Origin of the sequence: Streptomyces sp. ITFR-21, from assembly GCF_031844685.1 — a bacterium.
Classification (GTDB): Bacteria; Actinomycetota; Actinomycetes; order Streptomycetales; family Streptomycetaceae; genus Actinacidiphila.
In genome coordinates, this window is record NZ_CP134605.1 from 2780527 (window position 1) to 2805101 (window position 24575).

Here is a 24575-nt window from a genome sequence, read left to right on the forward strand (position 1 = left end):
CCGACCGCGACCATCGCAGTCGTCAAGGACTGCGTCGTGAAGGACGTGAACCCACAGGGGGTCACGGACGTCACTGCCACGTCACGCGCCCAGGTTGACCGCCTCGACCAGGTCGCGCAGCACCTCGCCGACGCCCGCGCAGACTGGCCGCGCACACCAGGAGGCCGGCGAAGCCGCCGAGCGGCCACCGGGATCAGCGCTGGCGCGGTCGGCCGAAGCGGAGGACAGCGCTTGTCGAACCTCCACAATCCACCCCCTACGGAACCGACAGGCATCGGCATCCGCAATGACAGCAGCAGCCCTGCCTCACCCCCCGTACGCCGAGGAAAGCCGACTTGAACCGGCGGTGCCGCAGGCTCTGCCACCGCAGCTGCTCCCTCAAGCGCCAGGACACGCCGAAGGTCAGCGGTCACTACCCGGTAGGCATTGCCGAGCCTCAGCACCTTGCACGGGTACTCGCCTTGCTTTGCGAGGCGGTAGCCAGTGCTCCGCCCGATGGGAAGGATCTTGTCAACCGTCCGCGGATCCACCGTGGGCGGCAACGCCATCACATACGTGCGCAGCAGGGTCACCCCCGTCGAACGTCCCATCAGCTTCAGTCAACGCGCCGCCCGCCTCGCCTCGGCCCTGAGGGTGGAATTCGCTTCCGAGGGGAAGCTCACCGCTACAGGCGACGGCAATCCCCGAGGACCGCCGGTTCACCCGGACGAGCAACCACGGCCGGCGACACCACAGCAGGCCTCGACTGACCACCGTGCCAGCGCCCCGGACTCCCCCCTCCGGCCCCTGCGGAGCCGGACCGGTCGAACACCTGGCGCGTTGGGGTGCCCATGTATGAGATGAGGCCGGCCACCCGCACGGACCGCCAGGACATCGCGGACCTGATCCGGGCCCGCACCACGTGGCTGCGCGAGCGCGGCATCGACACCGCGCTCCTGGACTTCTCCGTGGCCCAGGACCTCGCCGGTGAGGAGGGGGAGGACGGGCAGGCGATGGTCTGGGGGGCCTGCGAGGACGGGCAGGTCTTCGGTGTCACGGTGACGCTGTCCACCATGCCCGAGGGCACCTGGGCCGATGACGAACTGCGGGTGCCCGCACTGCTGATGACCGGCACCTGGACCCACCCAAAACGCCGGTCCGACCAGCTCGGCCGCTGAGGTGCCCCGAAGCTTCCGGACAGGGACCCAATAGGGTTGTCCTGTCAAGGAAACGAGGAAGCACGAAGTGGCACCACCCGGTAAGTACACCCCGCAGTTCCGTGAGGAAGCTGTCCAAGTCGCACTCCAGTCCTGTAGGACCATCTCTGAGACGGCCCGCGAGCTCGAATTGAACCCGGAGACGCTCCGGGGATGGGTGAAAAAGTACCAGAAGCAGAACGAGCCAGCGGCAGGTTCGCCGTTGACGCTGGACGAGCGGGCACGCCTGAAGGAACAGGACCGGCGTATCCGTGAACTGGAGACGGAGAACGTTTTCCTGAAAAAATGCGCGGCGTACTTCGCGAAGGATCCCCGGTAGTGAGCAGGTACGGGTTCATCGAGACGATGCGGCCCGACACCACGGAGTACGCGCATCCCGGCGAGTTCATGTGTGAACGGCTCGACGTGTCCAAGTCCGGCTATTACGAATGGCGGAACCGCCCGGAATCCGCCACAGTCCAGCGGCGCGAGGAATTGAAACTGCTCACCAAGAAGGCATTCGACATGTCGGACAGCACCTACGGATACCGGCGCGTCCACGCCCAGCTCGTCCGCTGGGGCCGCCCCGCCGACCGGGAGCTGGTCCGCCTGCTGATGCGTGAGCTGGGTCTGGCGCCCTGCCAACCAAGCCGAAGCGGTGGTCGCTCACCCAGGCCGCAGCCAGCGACGTGCCGGACCTTGTCGGCCGGAACTTCACCGCCGACGCGCCCGGCGAAAAACTCGTCGGCGACATAACCTACGTAAAAACCGGAGAAGGCTGGCTTTATCTCGCAACCGTCATCGACTGCTGCACGAAGGAAGTCATCGGCTACGCGATGGACGACCACTACCAAATTCCTCTCATATCCCAGGCCATCCGCAACGCGGCGCGGAACAGGAAACTCGCCGACGGTGCAATATTCCACTCCGATCGCGGATCGAACTACATGTCCGCCGAGTTCGCGGCGACGCTGAAACGGTTCGGACTCCGCCGGTCATCCGGACGTACCGGCGTCTGCTGGGATAACGCGATGGCGGAATCATTCTTCGGCGCTCTGAAGAACGAGCGGGTTTCCCGCGTGACGTACCCGACCCGAGAGGACGCCCGACAGGACATCACCCGATACATCGAACTCTGGTACAATCACAAACGCCTCCACTCGGCTGTCGGATACCGCCCACCGCGAGAAGTTCACGCCGAATACATGGAGTTTCGTATAGCCGCGTGAAATAAACTGTCAGACCATTGTCCGGAAAAAGCGAGGCCCCTCACTTGCTGGCGGTTGCCCGGGTTCGGATTCGAGCAGCCAGAGGGAACGCCCGTCGCCGCACACGATCTCGGGCACGTCTGCCGGTGCGAGGCTCGTGCGGATAACGTGCAGCCATTCGCCGCCCTCACCCCGGGCAAGCGGGTGGATGGCGGATCGCATGTAGCGGTGCGTTCTCACTTGATTGTGAATACGGCTCGCGCTGTGCGACCAGTTGATGACGGAGAAGTCGTCTTCCATGAATCCTGCGTAGGTGGCCGCATCGGGATCCTGTGGCTCACCGGCGTAGCCGCAAGCGGCCAGATCAAGGGACCTCCTCAGCAGGTTGTAGATGACCGGCATCGCGTCGTCGCAGTAGTTCTTCCAGGTGATGTCGTCGGCGAGGGGGATATCGTCCTGCTGCGCGAGGATGTTTCCCGTGTCGAAGTCTTCATCCATCCAGTGCACCGTTACCCCACCGGTCGTGTCGCCGTTGCGGATCGCCCACAGCAGCGGGGCGGGGCCGCGGTATTTCGGCAGCATGGAGACGTGGATGTTCATCACGCCGATCCGGGGAATCGCCAGGACGTGCTGCGGGAGCTTCCAGGCGAAGCCGAACACGATCACCAGGTCGAGGTGGTAGCTCTCCAGGGCGAGTGTGAGTCCATCCATACTCCCGGGGAGCAGCAGGTCCATCCCTGGTGGAACGGCTCCGAGGATTTCGGCGGTTGTCTCTGCGGCATCGCTGAGGTTCTGGCCCCCGGATCGAAGGGATCGGCCGTAGAAGTAGGCGACAGGGAGGTGTCCGGCGTCGGTGCACGCGGCATGGATCGTGGCGAACGCGGCGGGACCGGAGGAGATCACGCCGATCCGCAGGGCTTCTGGCAAGCTCACGTCCTCAGTTCGAGTTGGTCTGGATTCACGATGACGGATGGGAATACCCGTTTGCTCAGGTCAGCTTGTACTCGCTGTGGGGGATTCCCCGTTCCCAGACGCTTTCGAACGCGTTGGTACAGCGTGTGGCCACCTGGGGGTCTGTGGTCAGTTCGTTGCCGACCCAGCCGCCGTCTCCGGTGAAGTGGTTGAACAGCACTGTTGTCCCGTCGAAGATCCAGCAGTCGTTGCCGGGCAGGGACAGTGCGGAGGCCCGGGTACGGGGCAGCCAGCGCACTTCCTCGCCTGCGGCGATGTTCTGCGGCGTGCCGTCATGCTCGAACCGGATGTACTCGGTGACCGGCTCGGAGACGATGCGCGCTCTGCGCAGCCGCACACCCCGGGCTGCCGTGGTCCGCATCAGGTCGAGCCAGCCAGCTTTGCTCTCGGCATCCTGCTCGGGCCCCCAGTCACCGGCCCGCCACTTCTCGATGTCGGCCTGCTCTTCCTGCACCGCGTAGCTGTCGCGCATCTCCAGGTGACAGGCGGACTGGCGGCAGGCATTGAACAACCGTGCCCAGCCGTCCGCGTCAAGAGACTCCACGTGCACCGTCCTTCGGTAGGTAGTCGAACAGGGATGCGGGGACGCGTACGACGGTCTCGCCGGCGGGAACCTTCATCTGGTCCAAGTCGGACGGTTCGTCGATGACGTAGCCCTGCACGATGAAGTCGCCGCTCTCCTCGTCCCGGTACAGCCGCGGGGAACCGCCCTGACCTGTGGAACCACCGACGAACTCGATCTTCATGATCGATCCTCACGTCTCAGAGGGACTTCGGGCTGGCGCATGGAGCAATCGGGCGGCACGACGGCGACCTTCGCCCCCAATCAGCTACTTCACCCGTCGGCTGCTGCGGCCTGATCCGGTATTGCAGAGACGGAGGCTGTGTGTTGCTATCACCAGGAGCGATGTTAGCCTCGCGCTTTCATGAAGTGGGCTGTCCGACGGGTGGGCAGGTAAGCGAAAAGTGCCTCTGACCAGCAAGAATGAGGATTGTCGAGGTCCTTGTTCCTGCCACTGCCGGAGGCACTTCTCAGGTGAAGAAGCGTATCGGGTCCTATCCACGTGTCCGTATCGAGGGCGGTGGCCGTGGGATGGTGTCCCAGGCCGGGGCCGTGCTGCTGGTCGAGACGATCCGCAAGACCGGGCTGGACACCGCGATATCGGCGGCGCTTGCCTCGTGGCGACGGCCGCGGGCGGTGCACGACCCGGGCAAAATTTTCCTGGACGTGGCCCTCGCGGTCGCGTTGGGCGGGGACTGCCTCGCGGATGTCGGGATGCTGCGGGCCGAGCCCGGCGTGTTCGGGCCGGTGGCGTCAGACCCCACGGTCTCCCGGCTCATCGACACCCTCGCCGCAGCCGGGCCGAAGGCCCTGTCCGCGATCAGGGCCGCTCGGGCCGGCGTGCGCGAGCGCGTGTGGAAGCTGGCCGGCACTGCAGCGCCGGATGCCGCGGGGCAGGTGATCGTGGACCTGGACGGGGTACTCGTGCTGGCCCACTCCGAGAAGCAGGACGCCACGGCGACCTGGAAGAAGACCTTCGGACACCACCCCCTGATGGCCTTCGTCGACCACGGCGCCGGCGGGTCCGGGGAGCCGGTGGCCGGCCTGCTCAGGCCGGGCAACGCGGGCAGCAACACCGCCGCCGACCACATCACCACCGCCCAGCTCGCCTTGGCGCAGCTGCCGAACAATTACCGCCGTGGACGCCGGACGCTGATCCGTACCGACTCCGCAGGCGGTACCCACGAGTTCGTCGCCTGGCTCGCCCAGCGCGGCCGGTGGCTGTCGTACTCGGTCGGCATGACCATCACCGAGCAGATCCACCAGGCCGTCCTCAAGGTTCCCGCCACGGCCTGGACGGCAGCGATCGAGCCCGGCGGCGAGATCCGCGACGGCGCCTGGGTCGCAGAACTGTCCGGCGACTGCCTCAAGAGCTGGCCGAAGGGAACGCGGCTGATCATCCGTAAGGAACGGCCCCATCCCGGTGCCCAGTTGAGAATCACCGACGCCGACGGACTGCGGCTGACCTGCTTCGCCACCAACACCACCGCTATGCCGATCGCGGCACTGGAGCTGCGACACCGCCAGCGGGCACGGGCCGAGGACCGCATCCGGGCCGCGCGGGCCACCGGCCTGCGCAACCTGCCCCTGCACGGCACCGCCCAGAACCAGATATGGCTGGAGATCGTCCAGCTCGCCCTCGACCTCCTCGCGTGGATGCCGATGCTCGCTCTGACCGGCGAAACCCGCAGGTGGGAACCCCGCCGTCTCCGGTTCCGCCTCTTCTCCGCCGCCGCCCAGCTCGTCACGACCGCCCGCCGACGCTATCTGCGGTTCGCCCGCCACTGGCCCTGGACCGACGTGATAACCGACGCCCTGGCACGGCTCGAAGCCCTCCCGAACCCCGGCTGAGCAGCACGTTCCCGTCCCCGCGACCAGGATCACCCCGACCGGAGCCGTGGAACCCGGCGCCCACCCGACGCGACAGCCGGGCCATCAGCCTGGCTGCCACCAGCCCGAACAGCCGAAACGGCCCACCGAGAGAACCGATGGAACGTCACGAAAGATCAAGGTTAGCCTCCGCGTTTCGTTTGCAGTGGTGTCCGGATCTTGAGCGGGAACGCGAAAGTGCCTTCTGAGCTGGGATGATGAGGCTTGTCTAGGGCTTCTGTCATCACAGCGAGAAGGCACTTTCTGCGTGCAGACTACCGGGTCACGCCCCGCGCTGGTCGTGTCGGCCGACGGTCGCGGAGTGGTCAGTCACGCCGGGTCGCGTCTGCTGGCCGACCTCGCCGACGCCACCGGCCTGACGGGGGCCTTCACCGACACGCTGCGCCGGCTGCGGCCACGGGGCACCGGGCACGACCCCGGCCGGGTCGCTGTCGATGTGGCAGTGATGCTCGCCGACGGCGGCCAGGCCATCTCCGACTTGGCCCTGTTGCGCGACCAGCCCGGCGTGTCCGGCCCGGTCGCTTCCACTCCGACCGCCTGGCGTCTGCTGGCCGGCATCGACCCGGCCGCACTCGCCGGGCTGCGCTCGGCCAGGGCCGCCGCCCGTGACGTCGCCTGGCTGCAGGCCGCCGAGACCAAAGGCGGCATAGCAGCGGCCCGCGCAGGTGGCCGGGACCTGCCCGGCCTGGTCCTGGACATCGATGCCACCCTGGTGACCTGCCACTCCGACAAGGAACAGGCGGCACCCACCTACAAACGCGGCTTCGGCTACCACCCGCTGCTGTGCTTCCTGGACAACACCGGCGAGGCCCTGGCCGGACTGCTGCGGCCGGGCAACGCCGGCGCGAACACCGCCAGCGACCACATCACCGTTCTCGACCGGGCCCTGGCCCAGATCCCCGACGCCCACCGCCACGGCACCCCGATCCTGGTCCGCGCCGACAGCGCCGGAGGCGCGAAAACCTTCCTCGCCCACCTGCGCTCCCTGCGGGACCGGGGCATCCGCACGTCCTTCTCCGTGGGATACGCGGTCACCGAACCCGTCCGCCGGGCGGTCCGGGCCCTGCCCGACCGGTTCTGGCACCCGGCTCTGGAGCAGGACGGCACCCTGCGGGCCGGCGCGCAGGTCGCCGAGCCGACCGGCATGGTCGACCTGACCGGCCACCCCGACGGCACACGCCTCATCGTCCGGCGCGAACGCCCGCACCCCGGAGCGCAGTTGTCGCTGTTCGACCTCGACGAGGGCATGCGCCACCAGGCGTTCCTCACCGACACTCCCGTCGGCGAAGGCTCGCTGCAATTCCTGGAGGTCCGCCACCGCGGACATGCCCGCGTCGAGGACCGCATCCGCTGCGGCAAGACCACCGGCTTCGGCCGCTTCCCCTCCCGCCACTTCGCCATCAACACCGCGTGGCTGGAGCTGGCCCTGACCGCCATCGACCTGCTCGCCTGGACCCAGACCCTCCTGCTGGACGGCGAACTGGCCACAGCCGAGCCGAAGAAACTCCGCTACCGCCTGCTGCACGCAGCAGCCCGCCTCACCCGCGGAGGACGACGCCCCCACCTGCGGATCGCCGCTACCTGACCCTGGCGAAATGAGCTGACCAAGGCATTCACGCACCTCGCGGCACTGCCCAGACCAGCCACCTGACCCATGGCCCAGCCCTGTTCACCTACGACCCGAGGAACCCTGGAGCACCCGACCCAGCGTCGGGCCAAAGCCATACCCACCCCACACAAACCGCGACGACCACCGAAAAGAGACGTCAGCCCAGCTCAGCAAAGCCCAACCGAAACAGGGAGGCTAGCATCGTTGCCGACACGGAGCAGCAGCGGAGCCTTTACGGTTGCAGATACGGAGGGCCCTGGATTCGGCCATACAGCCCGCATCCGAATCACCGTGGCGGGCCGACAGATCACCATCATCGCCACCGGCATCGTCGCGGCAGAATGAAGCGACGCCTGCACACGGCCGGGTGGGCCACCCACCAAAACCACCCAGGGGCAGCAGAGCAGTCGGTTTACGGCGGGTGCAATGAGGCGTTCACGCTCCCGCGAGCAGATCTCGCGGGAACGCAAGCACCGTCCAACCAACGACTCACATGTCTTGACCACTTTCTGGTCGCAGGTATCGGTACAACGCTGGGTCGAACCTAGTTCGTGTTGACATCGAGATCCTGCGTTGCTTCTTCGAGGGGCTCTACCACACCGTTGCGGAAGGCCACCCGATCAAACTCGCCCTCGGCATGAATGCTGATTGCTATGCCAACGGTTCCAGGCTGATCCGACAGCCAGGACAGTGCGCGCCGAAGATTGAAGAGGCCCGAGCGTTCGATGGTTGCCTTGATGTCAGCCACTCGCACTACATCACTTGGAGATACCGGCGCATCCACGGTCGGTGTCACTACTTGGGGGTTCGCAACTGTCGGGGAAGCGGCCGGCCGAGGCTGGGGAATCGCAACCTGACCGGATTCAGAGCTCGGCGGGGCCGGTTCCACAGTCGACTCGAGACATTCGCGGGCGTAGTCATGCCACAGGATCGCCGCATCGTCCGAGAGGTCGACCTCATCCGAGGCAAGTCGTTCGCCAAAGCGGACTCGACTAGCGTCCCGCGGCATGATCTCTTCCGACTCCCGTACGAGCCCCACCACGTAACCGAGTTCACCCGACTTGACCGCGCCAGCGATGGCAGAGGCGATGGCCTTCTCATCCCAGAGCTTGGTAAACTCGTAGTAGCTGTAGAACCAGTCAACCAGATCGGCACAGGCGACGGCCTTCCTGTCAGGACCCAGCCCCGCCAGGGCAACAAGCTTCGCCGTGGTGACAGACCCGAACACTCGCTGGCCTAGGGCCTCCACGACACGCTCGTGGAGGGAACGTCCGGCTGACAGCATCGTGCGGAGGTCCGAAGGCTCGAGCGCGTACGGAGTATCGCCTGTCCGCGAGCGCGTGGGGATGGTCACCGTGCTGTAAGCGGCCCCGATGGCTGCGGAGCCATCACGCCGAGCGTTGCCTGACTTTTCCCTGAGTTCCTCAATTTGCTCAACGCTGAAGTTGTATTTTCGGGCCTGAGCCAGCAGCGACTCTGCGGCCAAGCGCAGTCTTATCGCGTGTCGGGCCAGGTCAAACTGACCCTTGTCTGGAAGGACCAGAGCCAATCCATTCCGGTACCTGCGCGGACTCCCCTTACCAGCTTGTTCGATAAGCCTCGGCAACGGATCACGGTCTTCGGACCAATCCGGGTGAAGGTAGGCGACCGTGAAAATAGGGCGCCCGTCTGCGATACCGCCAGGTGCTTCCGGCCACAGAGCCACGCCCTTGCTTCCCTGCAGCTGCTTCTCAAGCTCCGCCCGGGCCGCAGTGAGCACTTCGTTGGAGTTGAGTTTGCTGGCCTCGTCACGCACGAGTTTTGTCAGGTTGGGAGTCGGCTCGAACCGGTAGCGGCGTCCCGTGTAGTGGAGATAGAGCTCCTCTTCACGAAGATCATGCAATGCGGAGATGATAATGTTCCGGGTCAGACCGGGAACGAGGATGCTCCGAACAAGATCGGATTCAAGTACGCCACGGTCCTCTCCCTCCCGAGCCCCGAAGCTGTAGAGCATGATGGAGGTTGCCACGCGCGTTCCCACCTGAAGCTGCGCGATCATCGGGCTGTCAGCCCCGAGCCTTCGGTCGACCGTCGCGCACCCTGCGCCCTCCGATGTGACGTCGCTCGACAACACGGAGGTGTAGCGCTCCCTCTCTCCGACCTGGGAGAAGAACGCGCCTCGGGATGCCTCATCGGTGAAGTCGATGTCTCCCGGGCCAATGAGCGGGCTCTTCGCCCCCGAACGCCACAGCGAGTGCACCACTGCTGCCAGGAACTGCAATGCTCCACGGGTTCGCTGATACGAGGGCAGAGATCCCCATCGGTGGTACATGAGATCAAGCAGGTCGGGGTGCAACGGATAGGCAGCCAATATCCGCCGCTCCAGGGAGTCCGCTGCCTCCTCGGCCTCTCGGCGTGCGTCGCCGGTTTCTGCCGTAGCGAGCAGTTGCCGACGGAGCAGATCGCAATAGGAGCGTGCGACGTCTTGATGAATGGCCTCGTCCCCGAGGTCCGCGAAGAGTCGCCGCTGAACGACCCGCAGCACTTCGTCGCCTGACACAGGCTCACGCTTCGCATCGACCCGAGCAACGAGCTTGTCCAGATCGCTCAACAGCCCCTCAGCGCCGACAGCCTCGCCAACACTGGCCTGGAGGCTGTAGACCATGGCAGCACGCGGCTGGGCGCTGATTGCTTCCGTGAGGGCCTGAACGAACAGCATCGCCTGCCGGCCGGCGGTGGATTCTGCCCGCTGGACAGCCATGGCCTTTTCGACATAGATCAGGACTTCGTCGAGAAGGATGAGGGTCGGGCCGTCACCAATCACCTGCCGCAGGACATCTCCGCCCGGAGCGGAGCCGTTCCTGTCGTGCTGCTCTACCAGCTCATAACGTCCGAGTTGAGCTGCGAGTTCTCCCCAGAGAGTGTGCGTCTCGACCCCTGTTGCGCGCATCGGGGAGAGGGGGTCAAGCTCCTCGCCGGACAGCACGGCGATCTGCACGTCTCCCGGATCCGCGACATCTTTTAGGTCCGGGCAAGCCGCAACGGAGGCGGCGCGTTCACGAACCAGATGAAGCAGAGCAACAAGGCTGTGGGTCTTGCCGCCGCCGAACGGAGTCCGGAGTTGCAGGACATGGGAGCCGACTCCCCCCGCCAGAACGTCCATGACGTCGGTGAGCAACTCTCCCATCTTCTTCGTGAGATACGTCGCTCGATAGAATCTACCGGCATCCGCGTAGACGGGTGCGATGCCTATTCGGCCTCTGAAGACTCCGGCCAGATTGGCCGCGTAGGTCCCCATGTCAAGGACGCCCGCCGCTACATCATCGTGCGGGCGTGCGACCTGCGTCCAAGGCAACAGCCGATAGCTCGAACTCACAGCGTTCCAACCCCCTGTAATTCAACGTTGTGGATGGTCAGCACCTCAGATCAGGCCGCGTTCACCGACGATCGACCTCCACGACACCAGCAATCGCTCGGCTGCACTCGACTCGCGGCTCTTCGTTGCGTTTGAACTGGAACGCAGCGCCCGGCCCGACAAGGTCATAATGACCTGGCGGAGTGCGACGACATCAACGTTTACCGACATCAGGTAGGGCCGAATCTCTGCGGGACGATGCTCTGCACGCCAGAGCACAGCATGCGCTACATCGATCAGGGGGGGTGCGACGGACGACTCCATCTCGTAGAGCGGCATCGTCCCACTGGCTTCGGAGTCTGGCTGCCCCAAACGTCCGTCGTCCCCGCGGTCTTCGAAGTCTCTCAAGACAACGGTGGACTTGACCTTGGACACGAGGGGATTGGGACCTGCTGTCAGGCCCCCGGACCCATCGAGGTTAGCTCCAGCCATCCGGGCAAGGTTGTTGGCCTCATCGAAGGGGACGGCCGCGTATCCATAGGAGAACTGGGCTGCCAAGTAGTAGCGGGTGACAGGGTCGGTGCCAGCCAGTCCCTCGACGATCTCATCGAGGACCCGGCTCTGGACCATCTCCAGGAACCGCTCAGCGGGCAGTACCTCGCCGTTGTCCTGCTCGACGCGCTCGTACCGGGTCAGTGCGCGTAGTCCGGCCCCGACGGTGGCGATGACCAGGTCGGAGCCTGTGATGCCGAGTTCCTCAAGCCGTGCACGTCGCTCCAGGATGATCTGGCCGAGCTCGGCCATGACTTCGGCTTCGCTACCCACCCCTGCGTCAGGTCTGCGCTTGCGCGCGACGAGGAAGATGGAGGAGGCCAGGCTGGCTGTTCCGCGGCCTACTGCCCTCTCCGGCATCTCGGTGTCGAGCGGCCATGCCTCCGTGATGGTGAAGCCAGCGGTCCTGAGCGATTCGACCAAGCTGGACCACCCCGAGGTGGTCTTGTGCGCGTAGACGCAGACAAGAGGAGCGCCGGGCTTGAGTACCCGGTGAGCTTCCTTGAAAGCCCTTTCCATGAGGTCTTCGTAGTGTCGGCGGGCATCGCTTTTACTACCGGAGTGACGGTAGGCAGCGACCACGGCCTCGTTCCTCTTCGGTGTCAACTCACCACCGAGATCTGTGGGGTAGAGGAATCCCACAGACCGTTTTAGCCAGACATAGAAGAAGTCGGAGAGATCAGCATAGGATATGTTGTCGTAGTAGGGCGGGTCAGTGATAACCGCATCTTGAGAGTCATTGGGAAGCGGCAGGGATGCGGCAGAACCTCGCACGCATGTGGCCGAATTCGGGAGAGTCGCCAGTTTTTCGATGAGGTCGGCGGTCTCTTTGAGGTACTTGCGTACGTCCCCCGAAGCGCCTGCAAAGGGGTTAGCTTCGTAGAAATCCCAGACCATCGGCAGTGCTTGGCGGGCGAAAGTATTCGTTCCGCCTTCATTCTTCGTGTCGAGGCGGCACAGGCTCGACAGCCGATCGGCTACCCGGTTCAGCGCCATTGCCAGGGCTGTGGAGAGTGCAGCGGCACGCCCCGGGTCCATGCCCTCGGCGCAGGCCCTGTCATGGACAGTGCGGATGCCTGCGGCCAGGGTGCTTAGCGCAAGAAGTTGCCTAGGGGTGAAGAGGTCACGGTACTGGGAGAATCCGTAGACCATGCACGTGCCGCCGGTGATACGCATGGTCCCGGGAAGCGGTTCGTTGAGGGGCTCGATCGGCAGTTCTTCCAGGCGCTTCAGACACTCCGCGTCGTCCGGGAGTTGGTACTCGCCAACGGCAAGGTAGTCGCGTCCCCGACGGCTCGGTTTTGCTGCAAGGGCAGCGAGCGGGGCCGTTCCCATGCGACCGGCTCTCGCCTCGTCCTTGACGTGTTTGCTCGTGACTGGAGCACCGCAAATGCGGCAAGTGACTTCGCCGCCCCGGGAGCCTTCAGCGGGGTCAAAGCCGAGGTCGGCTTCAGTTGCCGCCGTGACGACCTCGTAGCTCAGCGAGAGCACGTCGCGGTCGACTATGGGCTTGAGGGCAACGAACCGGTTCTTCTTCCGGCCAAGCCAGGTCTGTCGCACAAGGTGGGCGTCATGTTCGGGCTCCGCCGGATTGGGGCAGCGCACGGTGCGCGTCCAGAGGTACGCCAGGGGGAGGCGCCGCTCGGTCTCTCCGTCGGCAAGGAATCGCTGACCCGTTGCGCCGTCGACCGTAGGGTAGAAGTCACGCAGATCGTCCCAGGCGGAATCGACCCATGTCTTGCCCCACTGACGGACGTCGCCTGCGAGCCCGGGGTAGTTTTGCGGAAACTCCATGAGGGTTCGCTCGATGAGGTGAGCCACCGGGTTCAGCTCGTTAGCCGTGACCTCGCACCCCAGACGCAGCGCTTCCAGGGGGATGGCACCTCCGCCGGAGAAGAGGTCAACGACTTTCGGCGGGCCGTCCTCGCTCGCAGCGAGAACTTCGCTTCGCGCCGTACGAATGGCGTGGTCATCAGCTCCCCAAGTGCACAGAGCTTCGAAGAAGCTTGACTCCTCATCAAGAGTCCGGGTCCGACCCTCCGCCGGCGCCAGGGCTGCGTACACTGCGGCGCGGGAGGCTGCGAGCGGCCGGCGAGCCCACCAGAGGTGGAGTGAAGCCGGATGTCCGACGCGGCCCCCCACTTTCTCGCTGGCACTAGTTCGGCTGATGACGTCGATCGGGATGACATCTTCGATGAGCCGCTTGTCACTACTGTCGCGCACTCTATTCCTCTCGCTCCGCAGCTCTTGTCTCTACAACCGCGTGAGCTCGGATGCTAGCGCCTGGTACGCGGTAGCCAGTGACCTGCCGGATTTCAGACACATTGGGCAGCGTGTGGAACGGATCTCGCACCCTCATCAGTACAGGGTTCGTCGTCGCGCTGTAGACGACATACAGCCAGAAGCCCGCAGCCCAACGCTGAGCGGCGTACCACTCGGTCCGGTACAGGCCAACATCACCCGAGGCGGAGCCGCGGCCCTTCACCTCGATCCTGCGGACCTGCGTGTCGCCATCGGGAAGCGTGCGCGTCGAGCGAACGTCGAAGCCGCTGCCGTCCATCAGGTGTCCGAGGTACTCGGGATCCCAGCCCTGCTCCACCTCGAAAGCCATGGCGACCGCGATCGCGGCATCTTCAACTTCCTTGCTGTTGGCTCGCATAACGTCGATGTCAGGATGCTCGGGTGCCCGGGGTGGCACCACGGAGGCCGAGCCGAGGTGCGTCACCTTCCCTGAGCGGACGACCCCAAGGCGATTCAACGACTCCAGCTTGGAGGCTCGGCGACGTTGCAGCTCTTTGAGCTGCCGCGCCGCGTTGTCCCGCTGGAGCCGGTAGGAGTCATCGCCTGCAGCGACCCTGGCATCGTAGGTGTCCCATCGGCTCTCCAGGCGGCGCTTCTGAGCATTCATCGCCTCCTCCAGGTACGAGCCCCGGAGTTTGGCTTGATCGAGCCGGTTGTTCCGCTCTGCTGTGCTCCGTGACAACTGGACCTCCACCCTCAACCAGTCGGTCAGCGTTTTGATCTGATCTGGCGTGAGACGGGCCGCCTTATGCGCCTCCTCGGGGGGTGCAGGTGTGAGGGTGTGAAGTACGTCAGCCGGGCCTCGATGGAGGCCGTCGCGGTCCTCTATCACCGCCACAACTTCGGCGAACACAAGTTCCGAGGCACCGTGGACGTCTTCGCCTACCACCTCGTAGGCGAACAGGTGCACGAAGTAGGGGGCTCGAGCGCCGGGGTCCACGAACGCCGCGGCGCTCTGGGGGACGTTTTCTGCAGCAAGATCACGCTCAAGCGACTCCGCGAGCGCCGCGAACAGCGGGTGGCCCGGCGAGCAGAGCACAGCGTCCTCGTTCTCGACGCGACTCCGCTCTTCTTTCCTGAAGGTGAGCTTGCGGTATTCAGATTCTGGACGACCCCGGCGCTTGACGGCCGCGAGATCTTCGCTCCGCAGCGCGACGGGAACGTGCTCGATTCGCAGCAGTTGGTCTGCTCTGCGCTCCACACGGAGACGCTGGCGACTGGCAGCACGCAGGAAGAACGCCTCTGCGTACTCAGGCATGAGACGGCGCTCGTCGGAGAGAAAGTTCTGGCCGCGCACCCAGTCGATGTCGACGTACTTCTTCGCGAGGGCGATGCCTGTGTCCCTCTCGTACTCGGCCAGCTTCTCAGAGTTGAGCCGGTTGATCGCTGCGACCGCCGCGTCCCTGTTCGCTCGGGTCGGGTTGGCTAGTGTCTCCTTGACGAGCCGTTCGAAGTCGATGCCGTTGATGGTGAGGAGCTCACCGATCACGTCATAGACGCGGCCGTCGAGATCGGCGCGCATCGCTTCAAGTCGCGCGTGAAGACCCGCCAGCAACTCGCCTTCGACCGTGTTGGTGGCGCAGAAATTGAAGATCCAGCAGTCAGCGCTCTGCCCGATCCGGTGCACTCGACCCATGCGCTGCTCAAGGCGTACCGGGTTCCAGGGAAGGTCATAGTTGATCATCAGATGGCAGAACTGGAGGTTGATGCCCTCGCCAGCCGCCTCCGTCGCTATGCAGATCTGTTTGGTTTGCCGGAAGTCATGCTGGATTTTCTTCCGCTCCGCGGGCGAGTGGCCGCCATGGATGGTGCACACCGAGTAGCCCTGTCCGCGGAGATTTGCCTCCAGGTAATTCAGAGTGTCGCGGTGCTCGGTGAAAATGAGGAGCTTTCCGCGGCCATCTCGCAGTTCCTCGAACTCCGCCCTAGCAAGGCAGTCCCGCAAGGCTACCAGTTTCCGCTCGTCCCCTTGGGCTCGAACTCTGTCCGCATGAGAGACAAGCTTGCGGAGTTCGCTCACCTCGGTGCGCAACTGGGAGATTTGCTCTGCGCTGCTGACTTCTGTGGCTAGGGCATCATCGACGAGTTCGTCAATGTCTTCCGACTCGGCTTCTCCGTCGTCTTCGAAGTCCGAACTCGCCGGCATGCGCCCCAATGTCGCCAGGCGCCTGGACCGTTCGGCGGGTGCCATGGTGCTCAGTTGATCGATCAGATCATTCAGTCGGTCGGCCCGCTTAGCCAGTGAGGACCTGATGGCTCCCAGGCTTGATGCGAGACGACGCTGGAGGACAGTGCGCGCCAGCGCTACCGCGTTGCCCCGAGATCCTCCGCTCGATCCCAGATAGGTATTGACGTAATCAGTAACGTCTTGATATAAGACAAACTCAGCGGTTGAGAGCTGAAAGGGCTGAGTCCGGACGTGCCTCTCGACGAACAATGCGTGGTTCTGCTCGTCGACAAGGTCCTCTTTCTGACGCCGCAGGAAATACGGATTCCCGTCGTTTGAAATCTGCTTCTTCACGAGATCAGGCGTCGAGAACTGATCGGGATCCAGGAGGCCCAGGAAACGAGTGAAACGGTCCTCGTCTCCTGAGTGAGGCGTCGCCGTGAGAAGCAGCAATCGATCCGACTGCTGCGCTACACCCTCCACCAAGAGGTAGCGTTTTGTCTTGACAACCCGCTCATCCCGGCCGCGCTTAGTGAATGCCGAAGCCTTGTGCGCCTCATCAACGATGACCAAATCCCATTGTGAGCGCAGCAGTTCGTCCCGCACGTCATCACGTTTGGCGAAGTCGATGCTGCTTATGGCCAGGGGGAAACGCTCCCATGGACTCTGCCCCAGCTGATGACGCACTTGATCGCCCGAGACTATCTCGAACTGCTCATCGAACTTGTCGATCATTTCATCCTGCCACTGCGTGGTCAGCGGGGCGGGACTCAAGATCAAGATCCGCTCTACTGCACCTCGGAGTTTCAGCTCCTTAAGCAGAAGTCCGGCCATGATCGTCTTGCCGGCGCCAGGGTCATCCGCGAGCACGAAACGTAACCTGGGCTGCGGCAGCATGTGCCGGTACACCCCCTCGATCTGATGGGGAAGGCCACGAACGCCACTCATGGAGACAGCGAATAGAGGGTCGTGAGCGAACGCGTGCTTGATGCGCTGGGACTCCACCCACAAGAACAGATCCTGTGGGTTGGCGAGCTCCGGTGTCGGAGGGACCCGGGCAAGCGCCGCCTCAAGTTCCGACTCCAGTACCTGGGTCTCGTCCGGCGCGCCGTTGGAGTGGCGGACCCTGACGAGAAACACGCCCCTCCCGATGGGCTCGACGTGCTCCACTCTCACAGGATGCGCAAAATGACCATCGAGCGTGATCAAGCGATTCTTGGCCCGCTCGCCTGCATCATCCACGGTCTGTCCCTCCGTCGCTCCCCCAGCGGCCATCCCCTAACCTAGCCGATGCCAGAGACAGGGCGGCTGGCCTCCTCGCATGCGGCCAAGCCAGCTCAGCAACCGACCCGTTGGGCGAAACCCCGGTCTCCGAACGGGCCTCTTCTGTACGCTGATCTGCCGCGGGTCGGCTGCGGGGGGGTGCTGACCCCGGCCGGCCACGTGGGAGTGCCGGCGGGCAAGCGGAGGATTCGTGCAGTTCACAGTGGTGGAGCAGGGCGGACGACAGCCCAAGGGCGGGCGTTCCCGAGCCCTTCTCGTCAGAGACGGATGGAACGACTTCGGCTTCATCACCATGTTCCACCTGGTGATCTACGACGAAGACGGCCGCCGCCACGGGATCGGCGAGGTGAAGATCGGCGAGCTCGGGATGCACCCGGGCCTGGAGCGGAGCCCAGAGGGACCCGGCCGCATCGTCCGAGTACCAGCACAGTTCGCAGCACTGGGTGAACGCCATTTTTCCGTCGGACAGGACGACTCGTACTACGAACGTCTTCGCCAACTCGGTGACGTGGTCCGAACATCGGTACTCAGGGCGCTGAATGACATAGCTTTCGACGGGACGATCTTCGGCCGCGTTGAGCATGAGAAGGTGACACGAGAGTCGCTCATGCGATTCCTGAAGCCGAGCGCAGTCGAAGAGCAGTTTCGCCGCATTGCTCAGGGCGGCGTGAGAGTATCCGGATTCGAGGTGGCCTACGAGGCGCCCACCCCTGCCGGGAACGGTGGTAAGTCGGTGACTCTGCCCTTTGACGTATTCCCCAGCTCACGACCGTCAACGAACATCCACGTGCTCATCGGACGCAACAGCGTTGGCAAGTCCTACCTTTTGAACAGTCTGACACGCTGCGTCGGCGACTACCAGGCCGACCCGCGAGAGGTTGGCCGCATCATAGAATCCGATCGAGGTGCCCGCAGCTCCTTCGCGAACCTGGTCAGTGTCACCTTCAGCGCCTTCGACGAATTCCCGCTCCTTCGCGACGACTCTGTAGCGATCTCCTACGCCTACGTCGGGCTCAAAATCCCGTCCGCCGGTCGGACACCACGCGTCAAAACACCCGGACAACTGAAGAAAGACTTTGCCGACAGCGTCGAAGCCTGCCTGACCGGGGAACGTGCTGACCGATGGGCGAAATCCCTACGCACCTTGCAGTACTCCGGTAGCGGTTTCCTAGACGAAGTCTGGCTGGAAGACTTCAAGTCCACCCGAAGTGCCAACACCCGTCGACGCAAGGCACGACAGCTGTTTGCTGGTCTCAGCTCGGGACACAAGATCGTCCTATTGACCATGACCCGCCTGGTGGAACACGTCACAGAGCGCTCGCTCGTAGTCCTTGACGAGCCCGAATCCCATCTCCACCCGCCACTACTAGCTGCCTTCATACGAGCTCTGTCCGATCTCCTCACCGAGCGCAATGGGCTGGCAGTTATCGCCACACACTCGCCCGTCGTTCTCCAGGAAGTCCCAGCGTCCTGCGTATGGAAACTGCGCCGCAACGGAGTCCATCTCGTCGCCGACCGCCCAACCATTCAGACCTTCGGGGAGAATGTCGGCGTTCTTACCCACGAAATCTTCGGCCTGGAAGTCACTGACTCTGGCTTCCACCGCGACCTAAAATCTGCAGTGCGCCGGGGACTTTCATACGAGCGCATCCTCGAACGGTTCGGCGGTCAGTTGGGCGGCGAGGCCAAGGCCATCGTCCGGTCCCTCATCGCTGTCCGCGCCTCTGGCGAACCTCTGGGCGAGGAGGGCCGACTCTGATGTGGCCTCTACCGGCCCCCAGCCTCTCCGCCCGTACGATCTACTTGACGTGCATCAGCAAGTCCCTGCCGAAGACCAAGATCCGGTTGGAAGCACTGGAAGAGGACGTAACCAACGCGGCCGACCGTTTCGAAGCCGCAGCGACGACGGCCGCTCTCCACACACTGACGGACCTCAAGACCAAGCCCTCAGATCGTGCCGACAGAGATGAGCTGACGAAGAACTACACGCAGCGCATGGCGCGAAAGGGCACTCCGGGGAAAGACGAGTACGACAAGATAAAATCCGCAACCCCGTTCGGGCGCTGTCCTCTGTGCGGTCACCGCGACGTAGAAACCATCGACCACCAACTGCCGAAGAAGGCGTACCCCCTGCTGGCCGTAGTGCCGGCCAACCTAGTTCCCGCCTGCCGGAGTTGCAATACGGTCAAAGGTGAGAGCGAACCGAAGATCGCCGAGGATCAAACTCTCCATCCCTACTTTGACGACATCGGCAAGGAGCAGTGGCTCTTTGCGACCGTCCACGAAGTCGCCCCCGCTTTCCTCGAGTTCTTCATAGTGCCGCCCCCGGCGTGGGACAACGTTCTGACCAAACGCGCCCTTGGGCACTTCCACAAATTCGGGCTGGCGTCACTGTATGGGTCCCAAGCCGCCCAAGAGATGAGCGGTCTCCGGCACATCCTGAAACGCAAAGTCCCCTCCACGGTCGGCGAGTATCTGCGCGACGAGGCTATGGGGTTGGCTGAGGCTAGTCCCAATCTATGGCGAACTGCGATGTACCAGGCACTCGCCGAGAACTCCTGGTATGTCGACGGTGGCTTCGCCATAGATTAATGACCTACAGTACTTCCCAATCATTGCAATCGAATAACCATCCGACGCCGACACGTACCGTGCCTGCGGTCCGGAAAACCGATACGGGGCAGACCTATGACGACATTCCTCAACTGTGGACACGCACTGGCGATGCCCACCTCCGGGAACGGCCCGATGTGCTCCGCCTGTCCCGATGCGCTCCCCTCGCGCTCCCCTGTGGCCCTCTGCGGGCGTCACAGCCGGGAGCCGTCACGAAGCCCCGAGGAAAAAGAAAACCCCAGGTCACGGCGAGTGAGTCCTGGGGCCTTCCGGGAGCCGCCTTTTGGATTCGAACCCGAGACCTACGCATTCAGAGACCATGGGGGTTCGTGACGACTGGTTCTGACTCGTGCTCGGAAGTGCCGTTCTGCCTGATCAGAGCATGTGCAAGCAGTTGAACCATGACGCCCTGTGCTGCCTCGTCCAAAGGCGTCCGGCCGCACTCTGGCCGCACATGGTCACCCAGACGAGTGCTCCTGCGGTCAGAACGTTGTTGTCACGCTCCTACAGCGTAGTCTTCGCGGTGCCGTCCGCGCCCAGAAGTTAGGTGGCTCAGCGACGGCGCAGCGCTGCTCGGACCTCGGCGAAGATTGGTTCTGCCAGTCCTGACGTACAGCCGAGGGTTGCAGTGAAGGCATCGACGTGTTCCCGAGCTTGCGCCTCGGTTTCCTCTGGCAACGCGAACATGCCGGCGCTGGCGCCCGCCCGGCCTTGGAGTTGGGCTCGGTCGTCCTGGTATCTCGCCCACCCGACGCGAAATTCGGCGCGGGCGTCTCGCAGCACCTTCGGGGACACGCTCTCGGCTGTCAGGCTCCGCGTGACCTCCAGCCTGAGCATCCACATGCCCACGGCGGCCTCGAACGTCATCGGGATCTCAGGCAGTCCGATGACACGCTCGTCGAGGCGCGGAAGGCCATCGGCACGCCAGGGAGCGGCCAGGTCCCGCATCGCTGACTTCAGAAGGTCCCAGCGGGGGCGCTTGGTCGTTTCCCCGTCGATGAGTAGCGCCTCCACCATGCTGCGCTGCGCTCTCGACGCTTCGGGGTGGGCGAACTGGTCGATGACTTGTCGGGCGGTCGATCGGCGTCGCGCTTCGTTCCGCGCGCCGGCACTCCTGGCGTAGGTGCGCAGGGCTCGTCGGGCCTGTTCGTCCGTGATCACGGTGTCGTAGGCCAGCCAGATGTGCAGGTTCATCGGTACGACCGTGTGATGCGGGACGCGGGTGAGCGGGGACCGCTGCTTCGCCTTCACGATCTCGTGGAACAGCCGGCGCTGCTCCGGCGGAAACACGCGGGCATCGCTGCCTCGCTGCGTGGACTTGCGAAACGCGGGCGGCGCGAGCAGCCTGTGCTCGACCCAGTCCTTGATCATGCGCGTGCTCGCCTGGGTGACGCCGAGATCGCGGGCGTCGGAGACCAGATCTTCAGCGGTGGCTGCCGTCTCTCCCACCTGCGTGTCCGTCATGTGCTGGAACGTACACCGAGATCCGGTACTCCTGACACGACTTCGCCGGATGTGCGAAGCGATGGTGAAGGCGTGCCGAGGGCACGCCCCCGCGCCGACGTGTTCCTGGCGGGATCTTCGGCGCGGGGACTGACCAACCCCACTCCTCAGGAGGGCTGACATGTCCCACCGTAAGCGTCGCCCAGCCAACCGCCCCTGCCCTGGTTCCGGTCTCCGTCTCCGGGCCACCGAGAGGCGCGCGCTTCTGCTCGCCGTCGTCCGGGCCGGAGCTTGCGGCAGCACGGTGCCGCTGGTGACGGCAGCCACCAACCTCATGCTCCGGATCCTGCACCTCCGGTGATCCCAAACGGTGCTCGTGGGCGGCGCGTGTCCATATCCGTCCGCGATCACCAAGCTTCTGCCCGAGCTAGCCGGCCTTGCCGACGGGCCAGGCGGAAATCTCGACACTCAAGCGGCTTCCCTCCTCGTCGGTCATGATCAAGGCGACCACGGGCAAGACAGCCGCCAAGTCGAGGCCGCTGGCCTGCGCCTGTTCCCTCGCTTCCGTCCTGGTCCGTTCCATGGCTGGCAGCCATGTCTGCGGGACGGCCACCGTTTGCGACAAGAGCAATACCTGGCCCCTATTCGCGAGGGAAATTCGGCCTACCTCGGTGACCGCCGCGTCCCACTTGACTGGCCGGGCGGAAGGCTTCGCCAGCAAGACCGTAACAGCGAGAGCCGAGCCTGGATCGGCAGCGGGGAGCAGGGTGATCTTCTTTACCTCAGCCGGGTACGGCTGTAGTTCTGATTCCGGCATAACGATCGAGTAGGCGTGCGTCCAGCCAGGCGCCGTCTCTTCGCGCAAGGGGGCGAATTTGTCGAAGGCGCGGTCTGCTCCGGCTGGCAACGAACTCGCCGCGGCAGCGTCGTTGAGAAACGCGTGCCTCCAACTCCCTGATTCGTGGAGGCTGACCTTGATGCGCCCAGCGAGGGGGCGTGCCGCGATGTACACGTCTGAGCTGCCGGAGTTGGCGAACACTGTCCACGACGAGGAACGCTGAACCGTTCCGGGTTCTGTGGAGGCTCGATTCTTTGAGAGGATCGAGTCATGGCACGTCCCTCCCCTTATCCCGCTGAGCTGCGGCGTCGTGCGGTGCGCATGGTCGCCGAGGTGCGCCCGGACTACGAGACCGAGTGGGCCGCGATGAAGGCCGTCGCGAGCAAGCTCGGCATCGGCACGGCCGAGACGGTGCGCCAGTGGGTCCGCCGGGACCAGATCGACTCCGGGACCCGGCCCGGGACGACAACGGAGGAATCCGCCCAGGTCAAAGCCTTGAAGAAGGAAGTCGCCGAGCTCAAGCGGGCGAACGAGATCCTCAAGGCGGCCTCGGCTTTCTTCGCGGCCGAGCTCGACCGGCCACATCTTCGCTCGTGACCTTCATCGACGAGCACCGCGACCGCTTCAGCGGCGTCGAGCCGATATGCACCGTGCTCACCGAGCACGGTGTCAGCATCGCGCCCTCCACCTACTACGCCGCCAAGGCCCGCCCGCCTTCCGCCAGGGCGGTGCGGGACGCGGAACTGAAAGTCCTGGTCCAGGAGGTGTTCGAGGCCAACTACCGCGTCTATGGGGCCCGCAAGATCTGGCACCATCTTCGCCGGCAGGGCCACCAGGTCGCCCGCTGCACGGTCGAACGGCTGATGCGCGAACTCGGTATCACCGGCGCCGTCCGCGGGAAGAAGATCGTCACCACCGTCCAGGACCGTGCCGCCGAACGTGCCCCGGACCTGGTCGACCGTGACTTCGTCGCCCAGGCGCCGAACCGGACCTGGGTCGCGGACTTCACCCATGTCGCGGCCTGGGCCGGCACGGTCTACGTGGCGTTCGTCGTCGACACCTTCTCCCGCCGCATCGTCGGCTGGTCCGCGGCCACCACCAAACACACCGAACTCGTCCTTTCCGCAGTCGAGATGGGCCTGTGGCAGCGCGACCGCGAAGGCCACCGCCACCGGCCCGGCCAACTGGTCCATCACAGCGACGCCGGGTCGCAGTACACCTCCTTCGCCCTCGCGGAGCACCTTCAGCGGGAGGGCATCGCGGCCTCCATCGGATCCGTCGGCGACGCGTACGACAACGCGTTGATGGAATCCACGATCGGCCTGTTCAAGACCGAGCTGATCAAGCCCCGCCGACCCTGGCGAACCCTGTCCGACGTCGAACTGGCCACCGCCGAGTGGATCGACTGGTACAACCACCACCGCCTGCACGGTGAAATAGGCCACATCCCACCCGCAGAATACGAAGCCAACTACCACCTGACCGACAAGAAACCCCAGGTCACCGTCAAGATCTAGAGTCTCCACCAGAACCGGAACGGTTCACCGGCCAGGGTCCCGACCAACCTGGAGACGGTGGGGTCGGAGGCCACCGAACCGAACAAGGCGGGTTCGGCCCGCAGCACCGCCACATCGGACAGGCAGTCCCCGCCCAGCGCCACCGCCAGCGCGAGGTCCAGCACGATCTTGCCCGGGTCGTGCACCGCCCGCGGCTTGCGCCACGGTGCCAGCGCCGCCGACATCGCCGTGTCCAGCCCCGTCTTGCGGACCGCTTCCGCCAGCAGCACCCCACCGGCCTGCGAGACCACTCCACCCCCGTCGCCCCGCACGCGGACACGCGGATACGACCCGATACGCTTACTCACCTGGAGAGTGCTTCTTTCCCGCGACTGACTGGACCCTAGACAAGTCCCATCGTTGCAGGTCAGCAGCACTCTTCATTTATTTGATCAAGACTCGGACAGGCCCCTCGCGAAAGCCCGAGGTTAGTACGCCGACCGGCAACTCGGCCTCGTCACCGACGCCCTCGGCGGTCAGGGCAGCGCCGATCTCGGTCGCCAGGTCCAGTACGTGCGAGGCGGTCCGGCCGTCGCCGTTCAGCGTCGCGTACTTGCCGGCCTGCGCGGCGGCCATCACGAGGCGGCCTAGCGTTCGTACGGGCACCGCGACGCTGCGGGCATCGACCCGTACCGGCCGTACTGCGTACACGTGCTCCGAGCCTTCGCGGCCGGGGTCCGCAGCGGCGGTGATCGCCTCGGCGACCGACTCCGGCCGGACCAGGTGGAGAGCCTCCTCGGGGTCCATGTTCATGCGCTCGGCGACCGAGCGGACCATCAGCGCCACCACGTCGCGTACGGCCACCGGCTCGACCTCGACTCCGCGCGTCAGCAGCACCGCGCTCGTCTGGGCGACAATCGCCTTGAAGTCCACGCTCTGCTGAATATCCGGCACCTCATCAGCCTACGGGCTGCCTGTTGTCGGGATGCCACAAGTCGGCAGAGACGAGACTCCACTCCGCACGAAAGCCGTTCCCGCTCCGGGCTCAGCCCGACGACCGGCCGAGAACGTCCGAGGCCGTCGCCGGACCACGGCACCGGCAGCCTCAGACCGAGCTTTCGCCGCGCGCAC

Annotated in this window: 18 protein-coding genes and 2 pseudogenes; 9 read left to right on the top strand and 11 right to left on the bottom strand. The window is 64.7% G+C overall.

The features are described from left to right. Positions 1-81: 81 nt before the first annotated feature. Positions 82-246, bottom strand: coding sequence for a hypothetical protein (locus RLT57_RS12100; protein WP_311300927.1), 165 nt, complete (start codon positions 244-246; stop codon positions 82-84). Positions 247-839: 593 nt separating this feature from the next. Between RLT57_RS12100 and RLT57_RS12110 the strand changes: the two genes are divergently transcribed. The 4 genes from RLT57_RS12110 (at position 840) to RLT57_RS12125 (ending at position 2404) form a co-directional block, all read left to right on the top strand. Continuing rightward, entirely contained in the window at positions 840-1157 is a 318-nt protein-coding gene (locus RLT57_RS12110) for a hypothetical protein (RefSeq protein ID WP_311297402.1), read from the top strand. A 67-nt stretch (positions 1158-1224) separates the two neighbouring features. Beyond that, on the top strand, positions 1225-1515 hold the full coding sequence (locus RLT57_RS12115) for a transposase (protein WP_311297403.1): 291 nt from the start codon (positions 1225-1227) through the stop codon (positions 1513-1515). Continuing rightward, positions 1515-1931 carry an IS3 family transposase gene (locus RLT57_RS12120; protein ID WP_311297404.1) on the top strand — a complete coding sequence of 139 codons (417 nt, stop codon included), beginning with the start codon at positions 1515-1517 and terminating at the stop codon, positions 1929-1931. Before RLT57_RS12115 ends, RLT57_RS12120 begins: the two co-directional genes overlap by 1 nt. Further along, positions 1865-2404 (top strand): IS3 family transposase, encoded by a 540-nt coding sequence (locus tag RLT57_RS12125; protein ID WP_311297405.1) that lies wholly within the window; start codon positions 1865-1867, stop codon positions 2402-2404. Before RLT57_RS12120 ends, RLT57_RS12125 begins: the two co-directional genes overlap by 67 nt. 9 nt (positions 2405-2413) lie before the next feature. Here RLT57_RS12125 and RLT57_RS12130 read toward each other — a convergent pair whose 3' ends face one another. The 3 genes from RLT57_RS12130 to RLT57_RS12140 all read right to left on the bottom strand — a co-directional run bounded on the left by RLT57_RS12130 (position 2414) and on the right by RLT57_RS12140 (position 4101). Next, positions 2414-3310, bottom strand: coding sequence for a methionyl-tRNA formyltransferase (locus RLT57_RS12130; RefSeq protein WP_311297406.1), 897 nt, complete (start codon positions 3308-3310; stop codon positions 2414-2416). 61 nt (positions 3311-3371) lie between these two features. After that, positions 3372-3899 carry a DUF6879 family protein gene (locus RLT57_RS12135; RefSeq protein ID WP_311297407.1) on the bottom strand — a complete coding sequence of 176 codons (528 nt, stop codon included), beginning with the start codon at positions 3897-3899 and terminating at the stop codon, positions 3372-3374. After that, positions 3886-4101, bottom strand: a complete 216-nt coding sequence (locus RLT57_RS12140) for a hypothetical protein (RefSeq protein WP_311297408.1) — start codon at positions 4099-4101, stop codon at positions 3886-3888. The genes RLT57_RS12135 and RLT57_RS12140 overlap by 14 nt, the downstream gene beginning before the upstream one ends. A 290-nt stretch (positions 4102-4391) precedes the next feature. On the opposite strand from RLT57_RS12140, the gene RLT57_RS12145 reads away from it, so the two are divergent. Together RLT57_RS12145 and RLT57_RS12150 are read left to right on the top strand one after the other, a co-directional pair. Further along, positions 4392-5768, top strand: coding sequence for an IS1380 family transposase (locus RLT57_RS12145; RefSeq protein WP_311297409.1), 1377 nt, complete (start codon positions 4392-4394; stop codon positions 5766-5768). A gap of 286 nt (positions 5769-6054) precedes the next feature. Continuing rightward, positions 6055-7389, top strand: a pseudogene (locus RLT57_RS12150) (IS1380 family transposase); the annotation flags it as partial. A gap of 571 nt (positions 7390-7960) precedes the next feature. On the opposite strand, the gene RLT57_RS12155 reads toward RLT57_RS12150, so the two are convergent. The 3 genes from RLT57_RS12155 to RLT57_RS12165 are packed head-to-tail and all read right to left on the bottom strand — an operon-like array spanning position 7961 to position 17012. Further along, positions 7961-10771, bottom strand: a complete 2811-nt coding sequence (locus tag RLT57_RS12155; RefSeq protein ID WP_311297411.1) for an ATP-binding protein — start codon at positions 10769-10771, stop codon at positions 7961-7963. Positions 10772-10816: 45 nt separating this feature from the next. Then, positions 10817-13525 (bottom strand): DUF1156 domain-containing protein, encoded by a 2709-nt coding sequence (locus tag RLT57_RS12160; RefSeq protein ID WP_311297412.1) that lies wholly within the window; start codon positions 13523-13525, stop codon positions 10817-10819. Position 13526: 1 nt separating this feature from the next. Further along, positions 13527-17012, bottom strand: a complete 3486-nt coding sequence (locus RLT57_RS12165) for a helicase-related protein (RefSeq protein WP_311297413.1) — start codon at positions 17010-17012, stop codon at positions 13527-13529. Between the two features lie 232 nt (positions 17013-17244). On the opposite strand from RLT57_RS12165, the gene RLT57_RS12170 reads away from it, so the two are divergent. Then, complete coding sequence (locus tag RLT57_RS12170; RefSeq protein WP_311297414.1) at positions 17245-18813, top strand: AAA family ATPase; 1569 nt, start codon at positions 17245-17247, stop codon at positions 18811-18813. 86 nt (positions 18814-18899) lie between these two features. Beyond that, positions 18900-19646 (top strand): HNH endonuclease, encoded by a 747-nt coding sequence (locus RLT57_RS12175; protein ID WP_311297415.1) that lies wholly within the window; start codon positions 18900-18902, stop codon positions 19644-19646. A gap of 573 nt (positions 19647-20219) precedes the next feature. Here the strand turns inward: RLT57_RS12175 and RLT57_RS12185 are convergent. Next, positions 20220-21131: a hypothetical protein gene (locus tag RLT57_RS12185; protein ID WP_311297416.1), complete on the bottom strand. Its 912-nt coding sequence runs from the start codon at positions 21129-21131 to the stop codon at positions 20220-20222. 406 nt (positions 21132-21537) lie between these two features. Continuing rightward, on the bottom strand, positions 21538-21975 hold the full coding sequence (locus RLT57_RS12190; protein ID WP_311297417.1) for a hypothetical protein: 438 nt from the start codon (positions 21973-21975) through the stop codon (positions 21538-21540). A gap of 243 nt (positions 21976-22218) precedes the next feature. On the opposite strand from RLT57_RS12190, the gene RLT57_RS12195 reads away from it, so the two are divergent. Beyond that, positions 22219-23465, top strand: a protein-coding gene (locus tag RLT57_RS12195) for an IS3 family transposase (RefSeq protein WP_311297418.1) whose coding sequence is annotated in 2 segments (ribosomal slippage) — positions 22219-22501 and positions 22501-23465 — 1248 coding nt in all. Because the reading frame shifts where the segments join, the coding sequence is not laid out codon by codon here. Positions 23466-23494: 29 nt separating this feature from the next. Here the strand turns inward: RLT57_RS12195 and RLT57_RS12200 are convergent. Together RLT57_RS12200 and RLT57_RS12205 are read right to left on the bottom strand one after the other, a co-directional pair. Next, positions 23495-23812, bottom strand: a pseudogene (locus RLT57_RS12200) (transposase); the annotation flags it as partial. 76 nt (positions 23813-23888) lie between these two features. Next, complete coding sequence (locus tag RLT57_RS12205; RefSeq protein WP_311297419.1) at positions 23889-24398, bottom strand: hypothetical protein; 510 nt, start codon at positions 24396-24398, stop codon at positions 23889-23891. Positions 24399-24575: the final 177 nt, after the last annotated feature.